This window comes from Gloeothece verrucosa PCC 7822 (assembly GCF_000147335.1).
GTDB classification, from domain to species: Bacteria; Cyanobacteriota; Cyanobacteriia; order Cyanobacteriales; family Microcystaceae; genus Gloeothece; species Gloeothece verrucosa.
Genome location: NC_014502.1, coordinates 27,687 through 43,900 on the forward strand (window position 1 = coordinate 27,687; position 16,214 = coordinate 43,900).

The 16,214-nt window shown below is 39.6% G+C and carries 23 protein-coding genes and 1 pseudogene; 4 read left to right on the forward strand and 20 right to left on the reverse strand.

Annotation, left to right across the window (positions count from 1 at the left end; all coding sequences use genetic code 11):
• Positions 1-43 precede the first annotated feature (43 nt).
• The 16 genes from CYAN7822_RS32625 to CYAN7822_RS32690 all read right to left on the reverse strand — a co-directional run bounded on the left by CYAN7822_RS32625 (position 44) and on the right by CYAN7822_RS32690 (position 8,282).
• Positions 44-340 carry a hypothetical protein gene (locus tag CYAN7822_RS32625; RefSeq protein WP_013325535.1) on the reverse strand — a complete coding sequence of 99 codons (297 nt, stop codon included), beginning with the start codon at positions 338-340 and terminating at the stop codon, positions 44-46.
• A gap of 112 nt (positions 341-452) precedes the next feature.
• Positions 453-878: a hypothetical protein gene (locus tag CYAN7822_RS32630; RefSeq protein ID WP_013325536.1), complete on the reverse strand. Its 426-nt coding sequence runs from the start codon at positions 876-878 to the stop codon at positions 453-455.
• Between the two features lie 10 nt (positions 879-888).
• Complete coding sequence (locus tag CYAN7822_RS38305) at positions 889-1,056, reverse strand: hypothetical protein (protein WP_013325537.1); 168 nt, start codon at positions 1,054-1,056, stop codon at positions 889-891.
• A gap of 13 nt (positions 1,057-1,069) precedes the next feature.
• On the reverse strand, positions 1,070-1,465 hold the full coding sequence (locus CYAN7822_RS32635; protein WP_013325538.1) for a hypothetical protein: 396 nt from the start codon (positions 1,463-1,465) through the stop codon (positions 1,070-1,072).
• A gap of 82 nt (positions 1,466-1,547) precedes the next feature.
• Positions 1,548-2,183, reverse strand: coding sequence for a hypothetical protein (locus CYAN7822_RS32640; protein ID WP_013325539.1), 636 nt, complete (start codon positions 2,181-2,183; stop codon positions 1,548-1,550).
• A 58-nt stretch (positions 2,184-2,241) separates the two neighbouring features.
• Positions 2,242-2,499, reverse strand: coding sequence for a hypothetical protein (locus tag CYAN7822_RS32645; RefSeq protein WP_013325540.1), 258 nt, complete (start codon positions 2,497-2,499; stop codon positions 2,242-2,244).
• Between the two features lie 12 nt (positions 2,500-2,511).
• On the reverse strand, positions 2,512-3,393 hold the full coding sequence (locus tag CYAN7822_RS32650) for a 3'-5' exonuclease (RefSeq protein WP_013325541.1): 882 nt from the start codon (positions 3,391-3,393) through the stop codon (positions 2,512-2,514).
• Positions 3,394-3,421: 28 nt separating this feature from the next.
• The gene (locus CYAN7822_RS32655) at positions 3,422-3,724 is read right to left on the reverse strand and encodes a hypothetical protein (RefSeq protein WP_013325542.1); all 303 of its coding nucleotides are present in this window, start codon (positions 3,722-3,724) and stop codon (positions 3,422-3,424) included.
• Between the two features lie 90 nt (positions 3,725-3,814).
• Positions 3,815-4,333, reverse strand: a complete 519-nt coding sequence (locus CYAN7822_RS35155) for a hypothetical protein (protein WP_013325543.1) — start codon at positions 4,331-4,333, stop codon at positions 3,815-3,817.
• 54 nt (positions 4,334-4,387) lie between these two features.
• Positions 4,388-5,110, reverse strand: a complete 723-nt coding sequence (locus CYAN7822_RS32665; protein WP_013325544.1) for a hypothetical protein — start codon at positions 5,108-5,110, stop codon at positions 4,388-4,390.
• 65 nt (positions 5,111-5,175) lie between these two features.
• The gene (locus tag CYAN7822_RS32670; protein WP_013325545.1) at positions 5,176-5,988 is read right to left on the reverse strand and encodes a hypothetical protein; all 813 of its coding nucleotides are present in this window, start codon (positions 5,986-5,988) and stop codon (positions 5,176-5,178) included.
• A 104-nt stretch (positions 5,989-6,092) separates the two neighbouring features.
• A complete protein-coding gene (locus CYAN7822_RS32675) occupies positions 6,093-6,629 on the reverse strand; it encodes a hypothetical protein (RefSeq protein WP_013325546.1) in 537 nt (178 codons plus the stop codon).
• A complete protein-coding gene (locus CYAN7822_RS32680; RefSeq protein WP_013325547.1) occupies positions 6,629-7,042 on the reverse strand; it encodes a hypothetical protein in 414 nt (137 codons plus the stop codon). The genes CYAN7822_RS32675 and CYAN7822_RS32680 overlap by 1 nt, the downstream gene beginning before the upstream one ends.
• Entirely contained in the window at positions 7,039-7,263 is a 225-nt protein-coding gene (locus tag CYAN7822_RS37180; RefSeq protein ID WP_013325548.1) for a hypothetical protein, read from the reverse strand. The genes CYAN7822_RS32680 and CYAN7822_RS37180 overlap by 4 nt, the downstream gene beginning before the upstream one ends.
• An 81-nt stretch (positions 7,264-7,344) precedes the next feature.
• Entirely contained in the window at positions 7,345-7,776 is a 432-nt protein-coding gene (locus tag CYAN7822_RS35160; RefSeq protein WP_013325549.1) for a hypothetical protein, read from the reverse strand.
• Between the two features lie 89 nt (positions 7,777-7,865).
• Positions 7,866-8,282 carry a hypothetical protein gene (locus CYAN7822_RS32690; protein WP_013325550.1) on the reverse strand — a complete coding sequence of 139 codons (417 nt, stop codon included), beginning with the start codon at positions 8,280-8,282 and terminating at the stop codon, positions 7,866-7,868.
• A gap of 312 nt (positions 8,283-8,594) precedes the next feature.
• On the opposite strand from CYAN7822_RS32690, the gene CYAN7822_RS32695 reads away from it, so the two are divergent.
• From CYAN7822_RS32695 to CYAN7822_RS32705, 3 genes are all read left to right on the forward strand, one after another.
• Positions 8,595-8,831 carry a helix-turn-helix domain-containing protein gene (locus CYAN7822_RS32695; RefSeq protein WP_013325551.1) on the forward strand — a complete coding sequence of 79 codons (237 nt, stop codon included), beginning with the start codon at positions 8,595-8,597 and terminating at the stop codon, positions 8,829-8,831.
• Between the two features lie 281 nt (positions 8,832-9,112).
• Positions 9,113-11,347: an AAA family ATPase gene (locus CYAN7822_RS35165; RefSeq protein ID WP_013325552.1), complete on the forward strand. Its 2,235-nt coding sequence runs from the start codon at positions 9,113-9,115 to the stop codon at positions 11,345-11,347.
• A gap of 702 nt (positions 11,348-12,049) precedes the next feature.
• Positions 12,050-12,274, forward strand: coding sequence for a hypothetical protein (locus tag CYAN7822_RS32705; protein WP_013325553.1), 225 nt, complete (start codon positions 12,050-12,052; stop codon positions 12,272-12,274).
• Between the two features lie 44 nt (positions 12,275-12,318).
• On the opposite strand, the gene CYAN7822_RS40640 is transcribed toward CYAN7822_RS32705, so the two are convergent.
• From CYAN7822_RS40640 to CYAN7822_RS32725, 4 genes and pseudogenes are all read right to left on the reverse strand, one after another.
• On the reverse strand, positions 12,319-13,230 hold the full coding sequence (locus tag CYAN7822_RS40640) for a bluetail domain-containing putative surface protein (protein WP_083786961.1): 912 nt from the start codon (positions 13,228-13,230) through the stop codon (positions 12,319-12,321).
• A pseudogene (locus CYAN7822_RS32715) lies at positions 13,227-14,105 on the reverse strand (ISL3 family transposase). The gene CYAN7822_RS40640 and the pseudogene CYAN7822_RS32715 overlap by 4 nt, the downstream one beginning before the upstream one ends.
• A gap of 62 nt (positions 14,106-14,167) precedes the next feature.
• Positions 14,168-14,548 carry a transposase family protein gene (locus tag CYAN7822_RS32720; RefSeq protein ID WP_041934380.1) on the reverse strand — a complete coding sequence of 127 codons (381 nt, stop codon included), beginning with the start codon at positions 14,546-14,548 and terminating at the stop codon, positions 14,168-14,170.
• Between the two features lie 33 nt (positions 14,549-14,581).
• Positions 14,582-14,899: a DUF4158 domain-containing protein gene (locus CYAN7822_RS32725; protein WP_049802845.1), complete on the reverse strand. Its 318-nt coding sequence runs from the start codon at positions 14,897-14,899 to the stop codon at positions 14,582-14,584.
• 141 nt (positions 14,900-15,040) lie between these two features.
• Between CYAN7822_RS32725 and CYAN7822_RS32730 the strand changes: the two genes are divergently transcribed.
• Entirely contained in the window at positions 15,041-15,619 is a 579-nt protein-coding gene (locus CYAN7822_RS32730; RefSeq protein WP_013325554.1) for a tyrosine-type recombinase/integrase, read from the forward strand.
• Positions 15,620-16,214 lie beyond the last annotated feature (595 nt).

Below are 16,214 nucleotides of genomic sequence, written 5' to 3' on the forward strand. Positions count from 1 at the left end.
AGATAAAGGTAATTCGGTGGAGAGCAAAGCCTTAATTAAATCTTTATTTACCCAGTAAATGGGGGCATTTTCTGTATCGGAAGTCATAAGCTCCGGCCAAGGCGGTGATCCAAACAGGATCATTTAAGATGTCGGGATCGTAAAAATTTGACGGAAGAATCTTATCACTGCCACCTGTTAAAAACGTATTGGCCAAACACACAGACTTTAATGGGGTGTAACCTCTAACTTTTTGGTAATTGTATTTTTGGAGTAGTTGTTGGTAAAGGCGAGTTTTTTGATAGAGATTGCTAATTTCTCGGTATTGGGCTTTAGCTAAGGCGGGAATGGTGCTGTTCATATTGATTAATGATCGGGTAGCTTAAGGTGGCTTATTTGAATTTTAAAAGGAAAAGGAGGCTAGGAGAAAGCGAAACTCCAGAGAATGGGCATAAAAGTCGAGAATTTTGGGGTCAGAGATATTGGGCTAAAGAATTTAATCTTTTAAGAGTATTGTCATCAAAGATCATCCAACACTCATCAATATCCTCGGATGGGTATTGTTCAAAAATGATTTTAAGTTCTTCAACCGTTTGGACTTGTTCAAGTTTTTTTAACAATGAAGTTAGATCAATTCCTGTTTGGAATTTGTAGAGTGCTAATTTATCTTCCTTGCCATGAGGAAAGTTAAAGACAGCGATAGCCTCAGATAATAAGCGACTTTTAATTTCTTCTCTTTTTGAGCCATTTTTTAGCCGCAGGACAATATTAGTGTAATTATCGGAAAAACCTGAAATAACTATTTGTCCGTAAGGAGAGACGAAATTTGAGACTTTAATTAAATCAAGAAAAGGGAAATAAATATCTAATCCAACGGGGTTATATTCTGGGTTATTCATCAATTTTACCTCAGCTTTTTAAGGGTGACTGTCTTTTTTTTAGAATGACATTGATTATTGTGCCCAAATGGGTTTGTTTAAGTTTTTGACTAGCCCGTTCAATGGGGAGGTTTTCAAGGAGCAATAAAATGGCTTCAAGGATTTGTTCGTCGCTGTTGTTGTCCGATTCGCTTAACATAAATAAATTTTTATTAGTCAAAGTTTTCAGTTTGAGGATTTTCAATTAAAGTATCAATCATGTCGTAGTAAGGCGGAGGATCGGTTTCAAAACTCTGCCAATCACAATCAACACATTTTGCAGAGCCTTCTCCGACAATTATTCTATTACTATTGCATTCAGGGCAATAATCCTGCCATTCTGTATCTTCTCGGGAAAGAGCGAGGATTTTATAAATATCGGAAAAAGCTTCTTCTAAATCTGGAGAAATTTCCAAATCAAATCCATTTTCTGCATAAAAGTCTTCAGCCCCATTTTCTTGAATGTATGAAATGTCTTTTTCAATTTCCTCGATTAATTTATTCCAATACTTCAAGGGAATTTCTTGAGGTCTAATAAGTTGTTTTTCAGGCAAATCTGGAAATGTCATCGGGATTTTCCTCTTTATTAAATCAATTTAGGGATTTTTCCGAGAAGAGAGAGATAAAATATCTCTCTTCTCTCGACAATTTTTAAGCCGCCACTACACCGTTACCCGTTAACATGGGGGGTGAAGCTGTAAGGAAGGCGGCTTGTATCAAGTTTCTGAGTCGTTTGTGGGTTAGACCAATTTCTGAGATCTTTTGAGCGATGGTCGGCAACTGCTTGGCTTTCCCTGAAATCTCAAGTTGTTGCTTGATAAAGTTCACGGTGGTTTCGGGTTCACTTTGTAGAATTGTCTGTATTTGAGTCGGAGTTAACTTTGTACTATCGTCGTCGTGGGGTGGTAAAGCTTCTACCATTAAAGGAATATTTTGAGCATCAGTTGTAGGTTCAGTGTCCTCTCCTTGTGGATTTAAGAACCGGCCAGATTGGGCATACTCAGAATGATTATTGATTACCTCAGTGGCAATCTCTTGTATTTCAGTTGCCAAGTTTTGTAAACTGTCAGGGTCAAAAACGGGGCAGAGATCTTTAAACAATTTTCGGATTTGGTTCAATAATGATTGCGCCTCTCTTTCTGCGGTTTTCTGTCCTTGAGCAAGTTGTTCTCTAATTCGGAATTCCTGCTCTAAGTCAGTCAGTTGCTTTTTGAGATTAGCAATATGAGACAGAATCTCTTGATTATTTTCTTCGGTTAGTTCGATAGATTTTTGTAAGACACTCATGGGATTCTCTCTAGTTATTGAAAAGGTTTATTAAGGCAAAAATTAGGGAAGTTAATCGTCATTGATAGGGGTTTAATTTTCCCCAAAATAACGAGGATAATTCATTTTTAAGTCTTGAATTTTCCGCCTGTAACTGACTGATAAGAAGCGGATTAGAGTGACAAGTTTTTAGGGGACGTTCTCGCTCTAATTGAAGAGACAGTTTTTGGTTTTCTTCAAGTAATTGACCAAAAGGGCGAATAACTTTAACTGGCAGCTTCTTCTTTAATTTCCGACCGAGGGGCAGATTGCTCGATGGTTGCTGGTATGGTTTCATGGGCTACACTCCTCACGCATTGATTAAATGGTCTTGGGCTTCGGGGTCAGGATGCAGTTCGGCAACGGGGAAGGGGAAAAAATCTATCATGTATGGGTTCAGCAACCGCCACCATGTTTTTGTTTCAGGTTTCCAACTGAAGCCCCAGTCTGATGCTTTTTGTCTGTTGTCGAAACTGACCAGCGCCTTAAATTTTTTCCGGTCTGCACAATAGGGAATAACAGGGAAATCGAAGGTTTCGCTTCTATCTTTCTTTACGAGCGCGTGTGTGTCTTTATCCCATCTAAAGCCATGACTCAAGACAGCTTCATTATCCGACCCTTCAATTTTTCTCGGTGCGATCGCTTCCACTAATGGCAGTTGCGCTATCCGAAAATGTTCTGGTAAATTTTGGACTCGGTTAAAAACCTCTTTAAGTAACAGGCAATCATCAATTGCTCTATGGCTGCAACTGATTCCAATTCCGTAAAATTGAGAGAGACTAATTAAGTCTCTTTTGCCGTTATATTGTTTGGGAAAAAGCTCGAAATCTTTGAGGCTGCATAACCAGATTTTATCCCACTTCTGTGCCCATGTCAACTTTTTAACTACGTCTTTATCAAAGTTAGCATTATGAGCAACTACAACATCAGCAGAAGCATAAGCAGCTTGTAACCAATTGAGGAAATAATTTTGTTGTTGGGGACAAATTTGTGTGGCTAATGGGTCAATTTTGTTAATCAAGTAAGCTTCATTGATTGTATCTGCATCTACCGCTATTAACGAGGAGCCACAACTGAGCATACATTGATTAGGGATTGAATACAATACCGCACCCACTTCGAGAACTTGATTGTTATCTTTATTTCCCGTTGTCTCCGTATCTATTATGAGGCAAGTCTCTACGTCTATCATCGTCTGTATTCCTTGTTAGTTAAAGCTTTTAATCAAATACTGGTGGCTGATAGTTTTTTACTATCTCAAATATTTCGCCCTGCACTTCCTGGTCAAAGCTATCCGTATCTACGGGAACGGTAGCTATTCGATTACCGTAGCCTGAAAGAAGAAGAAAATATTTAACTTTTCCTTCACGAAAACCTTTTTCTAGTGCCGCTTCTAGTCCGGCTTCAAGGTCGGTATATAATTTTTCAAGTTCTGAGTCGGTTACGGAGGGAATATCTGTGATTGTGTAACCAAGATCTATGTAAAAAGGATAGTATGCTTCGTTAAATTTGTCAAGGTTCATGGGAAAATTTTATTGAAGTTTGCATTGGGATTTTCTTGAGTTTAAAAACAGTTTCATTATTGAGGAAAGGTCACAATAATATTTAGCCTCTTACAATGATTTTCTATAAGCAGCTTTCCAATTTTTTAAGTTTTTGACTTCTATGACTTCAGATGAAGTTAATATGTCAATTTTTCCAGCAGTCGTAAAAATTTCTATTTGTCCATTAAGTTTCGCTGCCCAAGTATTTCTATAAAAATCTTCTACTCTGGTAACTTTATTTGAAGCAAATTTTTGATGGGGAATAGGTAAGTTATTTAGTTGATAATAATTGTTAAAAGCTTTTTGTCTACATTTTGAGCCAGCTTCAAAAGCATAATGTTGAATTATGATGTGAATCGCTTTTAAAGGAATTCCAGCTTGAAAAAATGAACGAGGAATAAACCCTTGTTCCATAAGCTTTTGACCCAGTTTGGTCAAAGATTTTTCCCCACTCGTAAAATGATAAGTTAATGCTTTATGGTCAACTCCGGCCAATCTAGCAGCCCCTCTAATAGAAGTTCGGGTACTGCCATCGGGGTTGATGCTGAATTCGTCACGGATTGAAGAGGGTAAAGTGATACTATTCATGGCTAAGATGAAAAAATTGAGTAAGAAAGTGAAAATCTTGGCTATGGCTTTTGTTTAAGCCACTTCTGTTACTGTTTTGTTTTCATAAAACTGATTCAATCGCGCGATCGCTTCTCCATAACACAGAGGCCACAAATCCCCAGGCAGAGGGATAACCTGATAATTAGCCTTTGTCAGAACCACAATCCAAATCTCAGAAATAGATATATCGTGATATTCAGCTAACATCTTGTAAAAGGTTGACTGAATCCAGGCTCGTTTGAGATAGGGATTGGCGTTATCCCAGGTTAAGAATCTTGGCGGGGTTTCGGATGGGTCAAAGGATCGGTATTCGTGCCAGTAAGGGGTATAACTGCGGGTTTTCGTTTCTTTATCGTAGCTCCATGACCCCTCGGTAGATTTTAAGTCAATTAGAGCCGTAGATTTAGATGACCATTGAAGAATCAGGTCAGGAGTCCCGCCGTAACGTAAAACCGGATGAACAAGAGGCTTTTCACTGAGTAGTATTTTGGCTTCCCCTTGGACTACAGCCCCAACAAAACCACTGATACTGGCCCACCAGGGTAAAATTACTTCATCGATGTGCGGCGTGACTCCTGTTAATAAATCCGCTATCGCCGCATGACAGCGACTACCCCTGTCCATACGCTCCTGCCTTTTTTTCTCTCCTGACGGCGTTAAAGTCTTGGATGGGATTTCATCAGTAGCGTCTAGGATTTGATTGACAGAGGGCAATATAGACCCGTCCGGGTGGATGTATGGTTTCTTATCCTTCATCGCTTGTGTCTCCTAATCGGTTAGTGTAATAGCAGTAGGAGAAAAACTCCTACTGCTGTAATCGGTTACTTAGTAGTGGTGGCCGGTAAAGAATTAGCGGCTAGTCCTGGGCGCAGTCCGGGAACTGATGGCGTAGCCGCTTCATTAGAGATAGCTTTTAAATAGCCTTTCTCGGCTACAGGATTGACGAGGTAATAGGAGCAAATTTCGGGATCAGTAGAGATAGAGTGCCCAATTTCGAGTAATTCTTTTTCTGTATCGTTTATGGGGTCGCGGTAGCTCCAAGTCAAATACCAGTGCGCCTTGACTCCCTTGGTCGTGTAGGTGAACTCGAAAGTGAAAATTTTCTCGCTGTATATAGTATTGGCTTTAGCCGCTACGTAGGATTCTATGGAGGGATAGTCAGCTTTTAGTTCTTTGACACGGGCAATATATTCTTGAAACAGCGAGACTTCAAACGGTGTCACCATTTTTGCGTATTCATCAAGACTTCTGCCCCTCAAGAGAAATGTACATAAGACGTTTTCTTCCAAGCGATTAGGATCGCGCCTGGGTTTTTCGACGAACTGCTTATCCTTTAAAATCCAGCCAGATACGGGGATGGCAAAAATTTCCCGAAACAGTTCACCTTTATAAAAATCTCCCAGAGTTAAGGGACGAACAGGAGAATAATTGGGGCGTGACGGATTAATTAAGACTAAATCCGCTTTAGTCGCCACAATGTGCTTGTCAAATTCCCCCGAACGGTAGGCTTCTCCCAAATCAGCATCAAATTGTTTGTTGACAATCGCTCCCCCATCCAGCCTCGTGTACAGTTGGGTTAGCTGCGTTGGCAGTAAAACTGATGTTTTTCCCGTTTCTGATGTGATGATTTTCATGGTTTGTCTCGAATAAAGGGTAAAATTGTTAATTAATACTTATGCCGGCACTCAGTCCGTATTGATAGCCTTGTTGATAAGCTTTTGTTGCCCCGATGGGCTGACTAACTCCAGCCAGAGCATCCTTTCTCCCCGTTTCGCGCATCTTTCTGTTTCTGTTCATAAGGCGTAGTTAGCCGCACAACAGGCAGATCGAATTGGCCATCCATTGATAAAGAATGGCCAATTAATTTTCTCGCTTCATCTAAATCCGAGTGCTTCCAACGCGAATGAAAATAGTAACCATTTTTGGTACAGTAAAGCACTTGGCTTATACTTTCACTCAGCCTGTGGAATTTCCTTTCAAGCTCTGAATGTTTGTGCCGATTGTAATGTTCTAGCCAAATAATCGGTTCAGTTAGTTGATAGTGCAGCTTCACCAATGTGGCTAGATTCTCCGAACAGTTGGTAATTGACGTTCCGCTATCTTCAGCATCTAAATCTGAGAACACTACGATTAATGGGCTTTTTTTCTTCCAGATTCTTACTCGCGCTGTTGATTCATAAAGAGCATTTGGACGGTCTGGGTATCCATGACCCGACCAAACCGCAATCACATCAATATCCGGTTCATTTAAATTCTTACAAGTTGAATTATTCATTAGTTTTCTATCCTCTCTATGGCTACTGATAAAGCATCCGCGTCCTTCTTCCAATCGTTATCAGGATCGTTTTTATGGGCTTGATCGCCGATATGCTTTAAAGTTGTCAGAATTCCCATTAAAGAATGCTTATTAATTAACTGCCTCAAAATAGCTTCTAATTCTTGATCGACTTCGGGAATAGGGAGAGTTACTGCGTCGCCTTCTAGCTGTTCAAAAGTGGTACACCAACGTACATTTACATCAAAGGCATCACCCGAAGGCGCTAAAAATTCTCCGGTACCGCCACCGCCCGATAAAGCACTGGCAAGAACGATCAACAGATCTAAAATACCGTTCTTGTTTCCTCGAATTAAATTAGGCTCAATGACCAAAACGGAATCTTGTTCAGGAATTGGTGAGTTAGTCGTCATAACACTGCCTCGATTGTTGTTGTAGAGGATTTTAAAAAAATACGGTTCAGCCGTCGTAATTGGCGCTGTGCAGATTGGGCTGCCGTTAAGGTTGGGTAATGTCTGGCTTTGTACTTCTGAGATGTCCAGTTACTTCCATCCCAGTAACGGTTGCTGGCATTGACTAGAAGATAGTGTTCGAGCCGTACCTGAAATAATGGGATTCTTCGTCGGTTGCTCATGGGTTCATTTCTCAGAAAGTTGAAAATCTATGAATAGTCTCTATGGCTGTGTGAGGATTTGTTAGGGATATTTCGGGGAAATTACCCCAAAAGCCAGAAACCACTGGCTAGATACCAAGCAATTCCTTTAATACAGGCCATTTTTGTAGCCGATGCCACTACAACAAGCTCGGCATAATTAAGATGGGTAGTGAGCATTTTTTCGACGAAATCTGTCAGAGAAGGTTGGTACTGCACCCGCTCTAAAATCCTATTGACGTATTCAAGTTTTTGAACTTCAGTTTCCAATGTTTGACAATAAGGTGAGCCGTAGTAAATAATTCCTCTTGATAGATGCTGCTTGTTCGGTATTTCCATTACCTTTCGAGCTATTTGAATATCGAGCGCTTTTACTCCCCCCTTTTCTAAAAGCTGTTTCCAGTCACGATTGCCTTTTTCTGGGCCGTATTGGCAATAGAGTAAAGCGTATTCTTGGGATATTGGGGCAATATGGGATGCTAGGCTATTTTTCATTTGAATTCCTGTTGCGTAGCAATAATTGTATTATTCAAGACATTGGTTGGTGAAAGAGGGGGGTATTGTCCCCTCTCCCCCAGGGATTTCTAAAATGGCTCGATTTCGGCTTCTAACTCACTTTGGTGCAGCAATTCCTCTTCCGTGAACCAGCGCAGTTCATGCTTGCAGTGGCGAGCTACAATTCCATAGAGCCAGTAGGGTTCGTCACTTAAACGCTCATTACCTCTGACTTTGATGGTTGGCTCAACCAGTTGTATCCCCCTGATACGGTATAAATTCACGGACGACGCTAATCCAGCAGCGATCCCTTTTTCGTATTCATCCGCGATCGCTACTTTTTGTCCCCATACGAACTTTGGTTCGGAATACGCATAGTCGTCGTCTTCGTAAGTCGGGGTGAAGCAAATGCAGATTTGTGTCTGGATTGGTTGCTCTGTGCGGTATTCTATGCGGGGGATACCTGCAACCGCGATCGTTTGCGTAAGGTATGTTGTTTGTGCCATGATTGATGAAGAAATTAAATAAGATTTTTAAGAAGGGAGTCCTAGGATTAGGACTGCCCTTTTTTGTTTTTGTTAGTCGTATGTACACAGACGAACCGTATGGGACATCCCTGATGGGATGAGGAGAACAAAGTGTTAAACTTTGTCTTCCTATTAATATATTAGTCTAATAAAATGGACAAAGCAATACATTAGACCATTTAATTAACAAAAGAGAGGGGGGATATCAATAGGTTGGACTTATCAATGAATTAGACTAATAGATTGTGCTAATCTGGACATAGTAATCTAGTAGTCTAATGAGGTTAGTCTATGTTTTTAACAGCAACCCGTATGGATATGAAAGAACTGCGAGAAAAGGCTGGCTTGAGTGCTGAAGAAGCCGCCTTTAAGCTTGGAGTAGCTCACTCTACCATCAGAAATTGGGAAAGTGGAAAAACTGAGCCATCTTTAGGCGTGACAAAAATTTCTGAATTATTGCGCCTGTACCAATGCACTTTTGAACAATTGGAGGAAGCGGTACGAGAAACTCGCACCAAAATTCATTAAAGTGAGCGGAGTCTTCCTTAAATACTCATCTGAGAACTCTGCTGAAACTAACCTCTTGAAAAACAATGATCCGATTTACAGAACTTAACTGATGGTGACGCATCAGTTTTAAAAAACCTGGCTGCCCCCTTTGCTTTACTTCAGATTTGGCTTTTCGATAGCCTTCTTGGAGGCGAACACCAAGCTTCAATTCTACTTTTCACTTATATTATTGTCTCGTAGTCAGCCAAATTCTGCCAGTAAGATTGGGAACTCCAGCTAATACATCTGTCTGGAAAACTATGACCGTAGCAAATAAACCAACAGAACCCAAATTTTTAGCCAATCCTGAAGCCGAAGAACTCATCTTAGGTGGCATTTTATTTGACTCTAGGGCGATCGCCAAAGTCGAAAATATCCTATCCCCCGAACACTTTTATGTTCGTAGTCACGCCACTATTTACCAAACCGCTTTAGAATTGTACCGTTCTGGACTGCCTACCGATTTGATGACAGTGAGCCATCACTTGGAAGAAAAAGGTGTTCTAGAGCAAATTGGCGGAATTTCTCGGCTGGCTACCTTAATTGAACGTACCGTATCAGCAGCTAACATAGATAGCTATGCTCGGAACATTGTCAGAAAACACTGGGAAAAACGTGAGCTTCAATCCCTCAGTTACAAAATAACCGAATGGGTAGAAGACCCTAATTATTCTCCCGCTCAAATCGCCGAACTGATCATCCATCAAGCCCAATCTCTTACCATCGCTTCAGGGGATAAATCACTATTATCTAGAGCGATCGCTCAAATAAAGCAAATCCTCAAAATCCCTGATTTATCCGAACTTCAACAGAACGCCAAGCTAGAACACCTACGCTCGGAGCTAAAGATTAATCCCTATCAATGGGAGAACAACTTTGTCCAAGCCGCTAAAAAGGAACTTCGGGGAGAAACCCAGAAAGCCAGGCTGAAGCTGGAGATTTTGGCTTATGTCCAGACTCTAGACCCTTATGAGAAAATGTTGCTTAAAAGTCACATTTGCAGCCATTATCGTCTTTCTAAAGCTGATTTAAATTATTTAGTCCAACAGACCCAAAAAGAGTTAGAAACAATGGCTCAATCAGATTTTAGTTTCGACGAGTTTTTAAATAGTGGTACAGTGGGCTTGCAGTGGCTCGTTCCTGGTATTTTGCCTGTAGGGGAAACGGTGTTATTAGCCGCTCTAGCCAAAACCGGTAAAACTCTCTTGGCGACTGACATAGCCTACGGCGTGTTAACAGGTGAACGAGTTCTGGGGGAGCAACCAGGAGTCAAAGGTAAAGTCTTGTTAGTCACCTCGGATGAGTCTGGTAACTCGACTAAGAGGCGGCTAAGAGCTAAGGGTTTTGATCTGCTGGCTAACCGTAATGATCTAAGAATCATAACCAAGCTGGATATTAATGACTTATCGCCTTTAGATAAGGCACTGGGAGAGCATCAACCGGTGTTGGTAATTATTGATTCATTGACTAGCATTACCGATAATTTAGGAGTATCGGAAAAAGACCCAGAGTTTGCTCGTTCGATTTATCATTTGAAAAACTTAATCGGTAGTTATGGCGCGTCAGGGATCTTAATTCATCATGAGAACAAATGTCCTGATGCTAAGGGAATCAACCAAGTTTCAGGGAGTGCGAGAATTGTAGCCGCTACTTGGGGAGTTTTGCAACTCAAAGCCGTTAACCCTGATGACGAACAAGATCCTCGTCGTTGGTTAAGAGTTAAGCCGCGTGAAGGTCAAGCGGTTTGCCATATACTCAAGCTTAATCCCAAGGATTTATGGGCATCTAGCACCATATTTGATTATGTTGGCGAATTCGGTGACGAAAATGGAGAAAAGAGAACTCAAGGTCAGCGTGTGCTGGATTTACTGGCTCGGTTTGCGCCGCATGGGCTAGATTACAGCGAAATTGACTCCTATCTGAATATCGGGCGATCGCTTTATACCGTATTAGATCGCTTAGAAGACCGGCAACTAATTACTAAACAGCGCTCACTGGTCAACCCCAGGCGTTGGATGTACTGTTTGCCAACTACTGGGGATGATGATGACGATGGTGGAGGCCAACCGCCGCCGGTACCGGATACTCCGCCTCCAACCGAATCACTCTCTAATACTGAGACAATAACCGTTTCTCAATCAGAACCAAATATTACCAGCAGCGCTGGCACAACTGATAACGGTAATGCGGCATCGGATGTGGCTAATTTATCTGAGGAGGCTCCTAACAATCAAGTTGAAGTAACTGATTTAAATGAATTAGATGATAACCAGACAGTAGAAAACCAACCATCTAAACCCGCTCCTTTGTTTGAAATTGGTCAACAAGTGGAGCGTTACATTCCGACTTATGATTTAACACAAAAAGGAAGGACAATTGTTAATCGAGCGTTTAAAGTTTTTGAATGGGTTTATTTATTAAATGATGCCGCTAATACTTGGGTTCATGAGCGTTATCTACGGGCAACTGTAATTGAAGATAATGAGGGGGGTTAAACTCTCTCTAACTACGGCATCAAAACCCCTTAAAAATCAATTTTAAACACCATCGTTATTGAGCTAGTAACTGTGGTGGAAAAAGTATGTAGGTTTGTTATCTTAAATTATGACAAGCCCCTTTCAGGATGCTTAAAAATCGTCACTTTAGCGGTTTTTAAGATCATTCAATTTAGATTTAACCAGTAGATAAATGACGCTCATATTTATCGGCTCCTCAAGGAGCATTTCTATTAAAAATAAGGTGTGTTTAGGGAGCTAAAAAAGCCTTACCCGTTCGACAAACTGGTTGGGACTTGAGGATTACTGTTAAAGAGCGACTATTTGTCCTTAAATAAAAGTTATTCTCATTAACTTCATTGTTAAGTTCTGTGAAGAGGTCGGCGAACACCCCCCCTCTACAGGGTGTATCTAAATGGGTTTAATTAATTGTTAAAACTGTTTATATATATACATTTCAGCTTATTCAACAGTTATTCAACATCTTTTCAACAAGTCTTCAACAACAGTTTAACAAGCATCCTTGTTGAAATCGTTAAATCCTTATCAAGTAAAGCTTTTAGGATTAGTCAATACTTTGGCTCGGTTTAGGGGGTGAGTTAAATTTTTGAGTTGTTTAATGTCAATAAGAGCAATAACTGTCCTGAAATCAGAAATAATTGTTATAATTGTCAAGTCTAAGTTCATTGTTGTTTTTTGATTATGGACAAATTAACTCGGCAACAAAAAATAGCTCAGTTGAAAGCTGAACGTCATCAAGAAGCCAGAATGGCGATCAAGGACTGTTTACAACAAAAATCGGTTTTTGATCAATTGCTATTGAGAGCCGATATTTATAGCAGATATTGGTTGACCAAAGCTGAATTTAAGAGACTTGTCGCGGAAATTTCTTGGGAGTTAGCTCTAGAAAAGTCCGACAAAGTTTAAAAAACTTTATATTGTTCAAATAGTCAAAGAAGTTCAGACTGTAGCTAAATAATAGCTAAATTAGTTAAGTCACCCGTGTAACCTGTAATCTCAATAATTGCATCAGTGCTGGCACTAAAGCCGGCTGTACCATTATTAAGAGCAAGGAAAGTGCGTGTAGTCGTTCCTTCGACAAAAGTAAAAGTAGTGGCTCCGTTTTTAACGAAGTTAGTGGAATTGAGAACTGATGCGATGGACACTTCACTTAACTCTGTAACTTTTCCTAATTTTATCACTGATGCCGCTCCTACAGCACTAGAACCATCAATGAAGTCCACACCAATCTTAAGATCGCTGATACGGTCAAAATTAGCCAATAAGGAATCACTTAAAGGATTAATGATGAAAGTATTAACGCCTTCTCCTCCTTTAAGGGAGTCAGCACCCGCCCCACCGGTAAGTTTATCATCGCCGTTTCCCCCATCGAACACATCATTACCCGCACCACCGATTAAAGTATCATTTCCTTCCTCTCCGTAGAGGGTGTCGTCACCGCTACCGCCATTAATGCTATCGTTACCGTCTCCTGCCGATAAAATATTAGCCCCAGTGTTACCGGTCAAAGTATTATTAAGACTGTTGCCGGTTCCGTTGAGGTTACTACTACCAGTGAGGGTAAGATTTTCTACATTATCTGCAAGGGTAAAGCTAACCGAAGCGTTAACGCTATCAATTCCTTCATCGCTATTTTCAGTAATGACATCGTTGATATTATCGACGGTGTAAAGATCATTCCCTAACCCTCCAACGAGAGTATCGCTACCCGCTTTTCCATCAAGGCTATCATTACCTTCATTTCCCGTTAAGGTGTTATTACCACTATTGCCCGTGAGGGTGTTATCAAGACTATTTCCTATGGCCTCAAGGTTGCCCGTTCCGGTTAGAGTTAATTTTTCGGGTTCTTCTAGACTTATTATGCTAAACTATCAGCTAAATGCCAGAATAATAAAGCTCTTTTTTGATAGTTATCAAAATTTTTAAATCCCAATCCGCAACGCTTTAAAACCTTTAATCTATTATTAATTCCTTCGACTACGCCATTAGTTGTTTTATGCTCAAAGTAACCAACTATTTCAGCAAACCAATTTTTCATAGTTCGGACAGTTTTTGGGAAATATTTTTGAGCTTTGAGCATCCATTCTGCCAGATTTAAAGTTCCTTCCCCCAAATTTTGACTTTTTTCAAAAATATAGGTAAACTCTTCTTTTAAATTGTGCATTATTTCTATAAGAGGAGAAGCTTCTTTCATTTGATACAACTTTATTTTTTGTTTATCTTTTAACTTGCTTTCTCTTTTAAGCAAAACATATTTTCCTCCTTTTATTGCTGCAAATATCTGCTTTCGCTGCTTAATATCTAAAGATTCAGCCGTTTTTTTTTGATCAATTCGACCTTGATTTAGTTCTTCATGTAATAGTTTCGTTAGGTGAAATCTATCTGCTGTTACCACAGCATTAGGACAGATTTTTTTTACTACATTTTTATACATTTTACACAAATCTATACTAACTTATTCTATCTGTTCTAAAATTTCATTTCCCCAGTTTTTTAAATAATTTTCTAAATTTTTAGCTTTTCTATCTTTAATTAAACCTATTAATTTTCCTTTTTCTAAATCAACTAAAACAATAACAAACTTTCCTTGCCCTTTAACTAAACTGATTTCATCAATTCCTAGCTTTTTTAAAGATTTTAAATTTATTGGCAAAACTATTTGACTAATTTGATTAATCATTGATTCAACTTCAGCTTCGGTTAAATTATTTCTTTGAGCTACACTTAAAGGGAGCATCCCATTTTTGCACTTTAACCATTTTATGGTCGCCAAAACCCTTACCTATCGTGACGAAAGAGCTATGCACTTACAAAAATGGGATGCTCCCCACTTAAAAGGTCGCTATTAACAACTTGTTCAGTAATAAATTTTGCGTATCTGTGAGTATATTTTTTTCGAGAGCCAACAAATTCTAACTGTTCACTAAAAGGTTTTTGACAATTATTACATTTAAACTGTCGTCGATTTACTTTTAAAATAATTTCTTTTTCTCCCCAAGGTATATCTTTAACTAAAAAATAATGGTTTTGATGAAGGCGGTGACTTATTTTACAACAATTAGGACAACGGGCTGCTTTATCTTGAAGCTCTACCTCTAAAATCAAAGTATTTTCACAAGTTTTTTGTTCTTTAACTAAAACTCCTGGTAAATCAAGAATTTTGGTAAGTTGCCGTTTCATTTGATTTATACTTTAAGTATATTTACTAACATTTTAGCATAATAAGTCTAGAAGAACCCGAAAGCCCAAAAAATCCCGAATGGCCACCCGATGCGCTTTGACGGTACGTCCGTTGAAATCGTATTTGTCGAACCGATTGGGGTCAAGTTTTAGCTGTTCGGCGACGTAGCGAATTGCTTGAGTTGGAATATCTCCTTTATTAGCGGGGAATTGACCTTCATACTGGTAAAATTTCAATAGTAAAGCTAATCCCAAACGATGAGAAGCGGTTTTTCTCTTAACAAGGGTTTCCTCAGAAGGTAAAAGTGTCCAGTGTTCAATTAATTCTTCGGGCTGCCAGATTCGTTTCATCTACTCGGTTATTAAGATGGTGCGCCCCATTATCTCTTTTTTTTGCAGCATCTAACTACTTGCTGCAAAATTAACCTGAATATCAATAGCTCGCTGATAATTAAAATAGAGATAGGGTCAGGCTTTAACAGGAGGCTGGCTATGAACTCACAGAACACACCGACCACTGAAAGCTGCAAAATTACTAGAGACCATCTTACACCCAATGAAGTTAGTCAGTTAATTGAGGCAGTGAAGAAAAAAGGCGGGTGGTATGCCTATCGTAATGCTACTTTAATTTTAATGCTTTATCGTCATGGACTTCGCCGAACTGAAGCGGCACACATAAGATGGTCTGATGTCGATTTAGCCGAAGGAACTATTTATATCCGGCGAGTTAAAGGTTCTCGTTCGGGTCGTCATCCTATAGGTGGGGATGAAATGAGAGCCTTAAAAAAACTTCGCAGAGACTACGCTCCTTCTCCGTTTGTCTTTACAGGAAATCGTCGCACTCCTTTAACTGAAAGGACGATTAGCCATATTGTGCATCAAGCCGGAATTCTGGCGGGTTTTGAGTTTACAGTTCATGCCCATTTACTTCGTCACGCTTGTGGGTATTATCTGGCGAATAAGGGCGTAGATACTAGAATAATTCAGGATTACCTTGGCCATGCCAATATTCAGAACACAGTGCGTTACACACAGCTATCATCAGCGAGATTTGAGGGGCTTTGGGATTAGGTTAAAAAGAAAAGTCTGAAACCTTTATATATCAAGACTTTTGAGCTACATTGCACTTGGTAACAGCTTCGCTAGTTTTACCCCATCCCGAAGGGGCACTGCGCGTTCACAATACAAAAAATTAGTTGCCCCTGGTTGCACGAACCTTCTATTTTCGCCGGTTCCTGAGTATTGATTCATTTGTGGATAATATTTATTTTTCCTCTTTTAAGTATATACATGGCAAGTCTTGTATATACATGGTTGTAACAAAACTTTACATCGTGTTCAATTTTCCACTTATTACCTCTTCACCCCTAGAAGAACCACAAAAATAAACTTTAATGAAAATGATTATCATTCTTGTTCAAGAAAAAAACAAGTAAAAATGCTTGATTTTTTAATTTTAAGCCGCTAAAAATTTTGACCTTAAGAAAAATTAACATAGTGAACTTTATTTATGTCCAGGTACTTACTATACTTAAGTGATCTATATTTTTTACTTTTATTTCAGGAATTGTCGACAATTTTTGCGCCTTTAATAAATTTGCTCGGTTTTTATTATCTCACTTTTTCCCCTTTCTTTTTCCTAAGTATTTTTACTGCCATCCTTGGG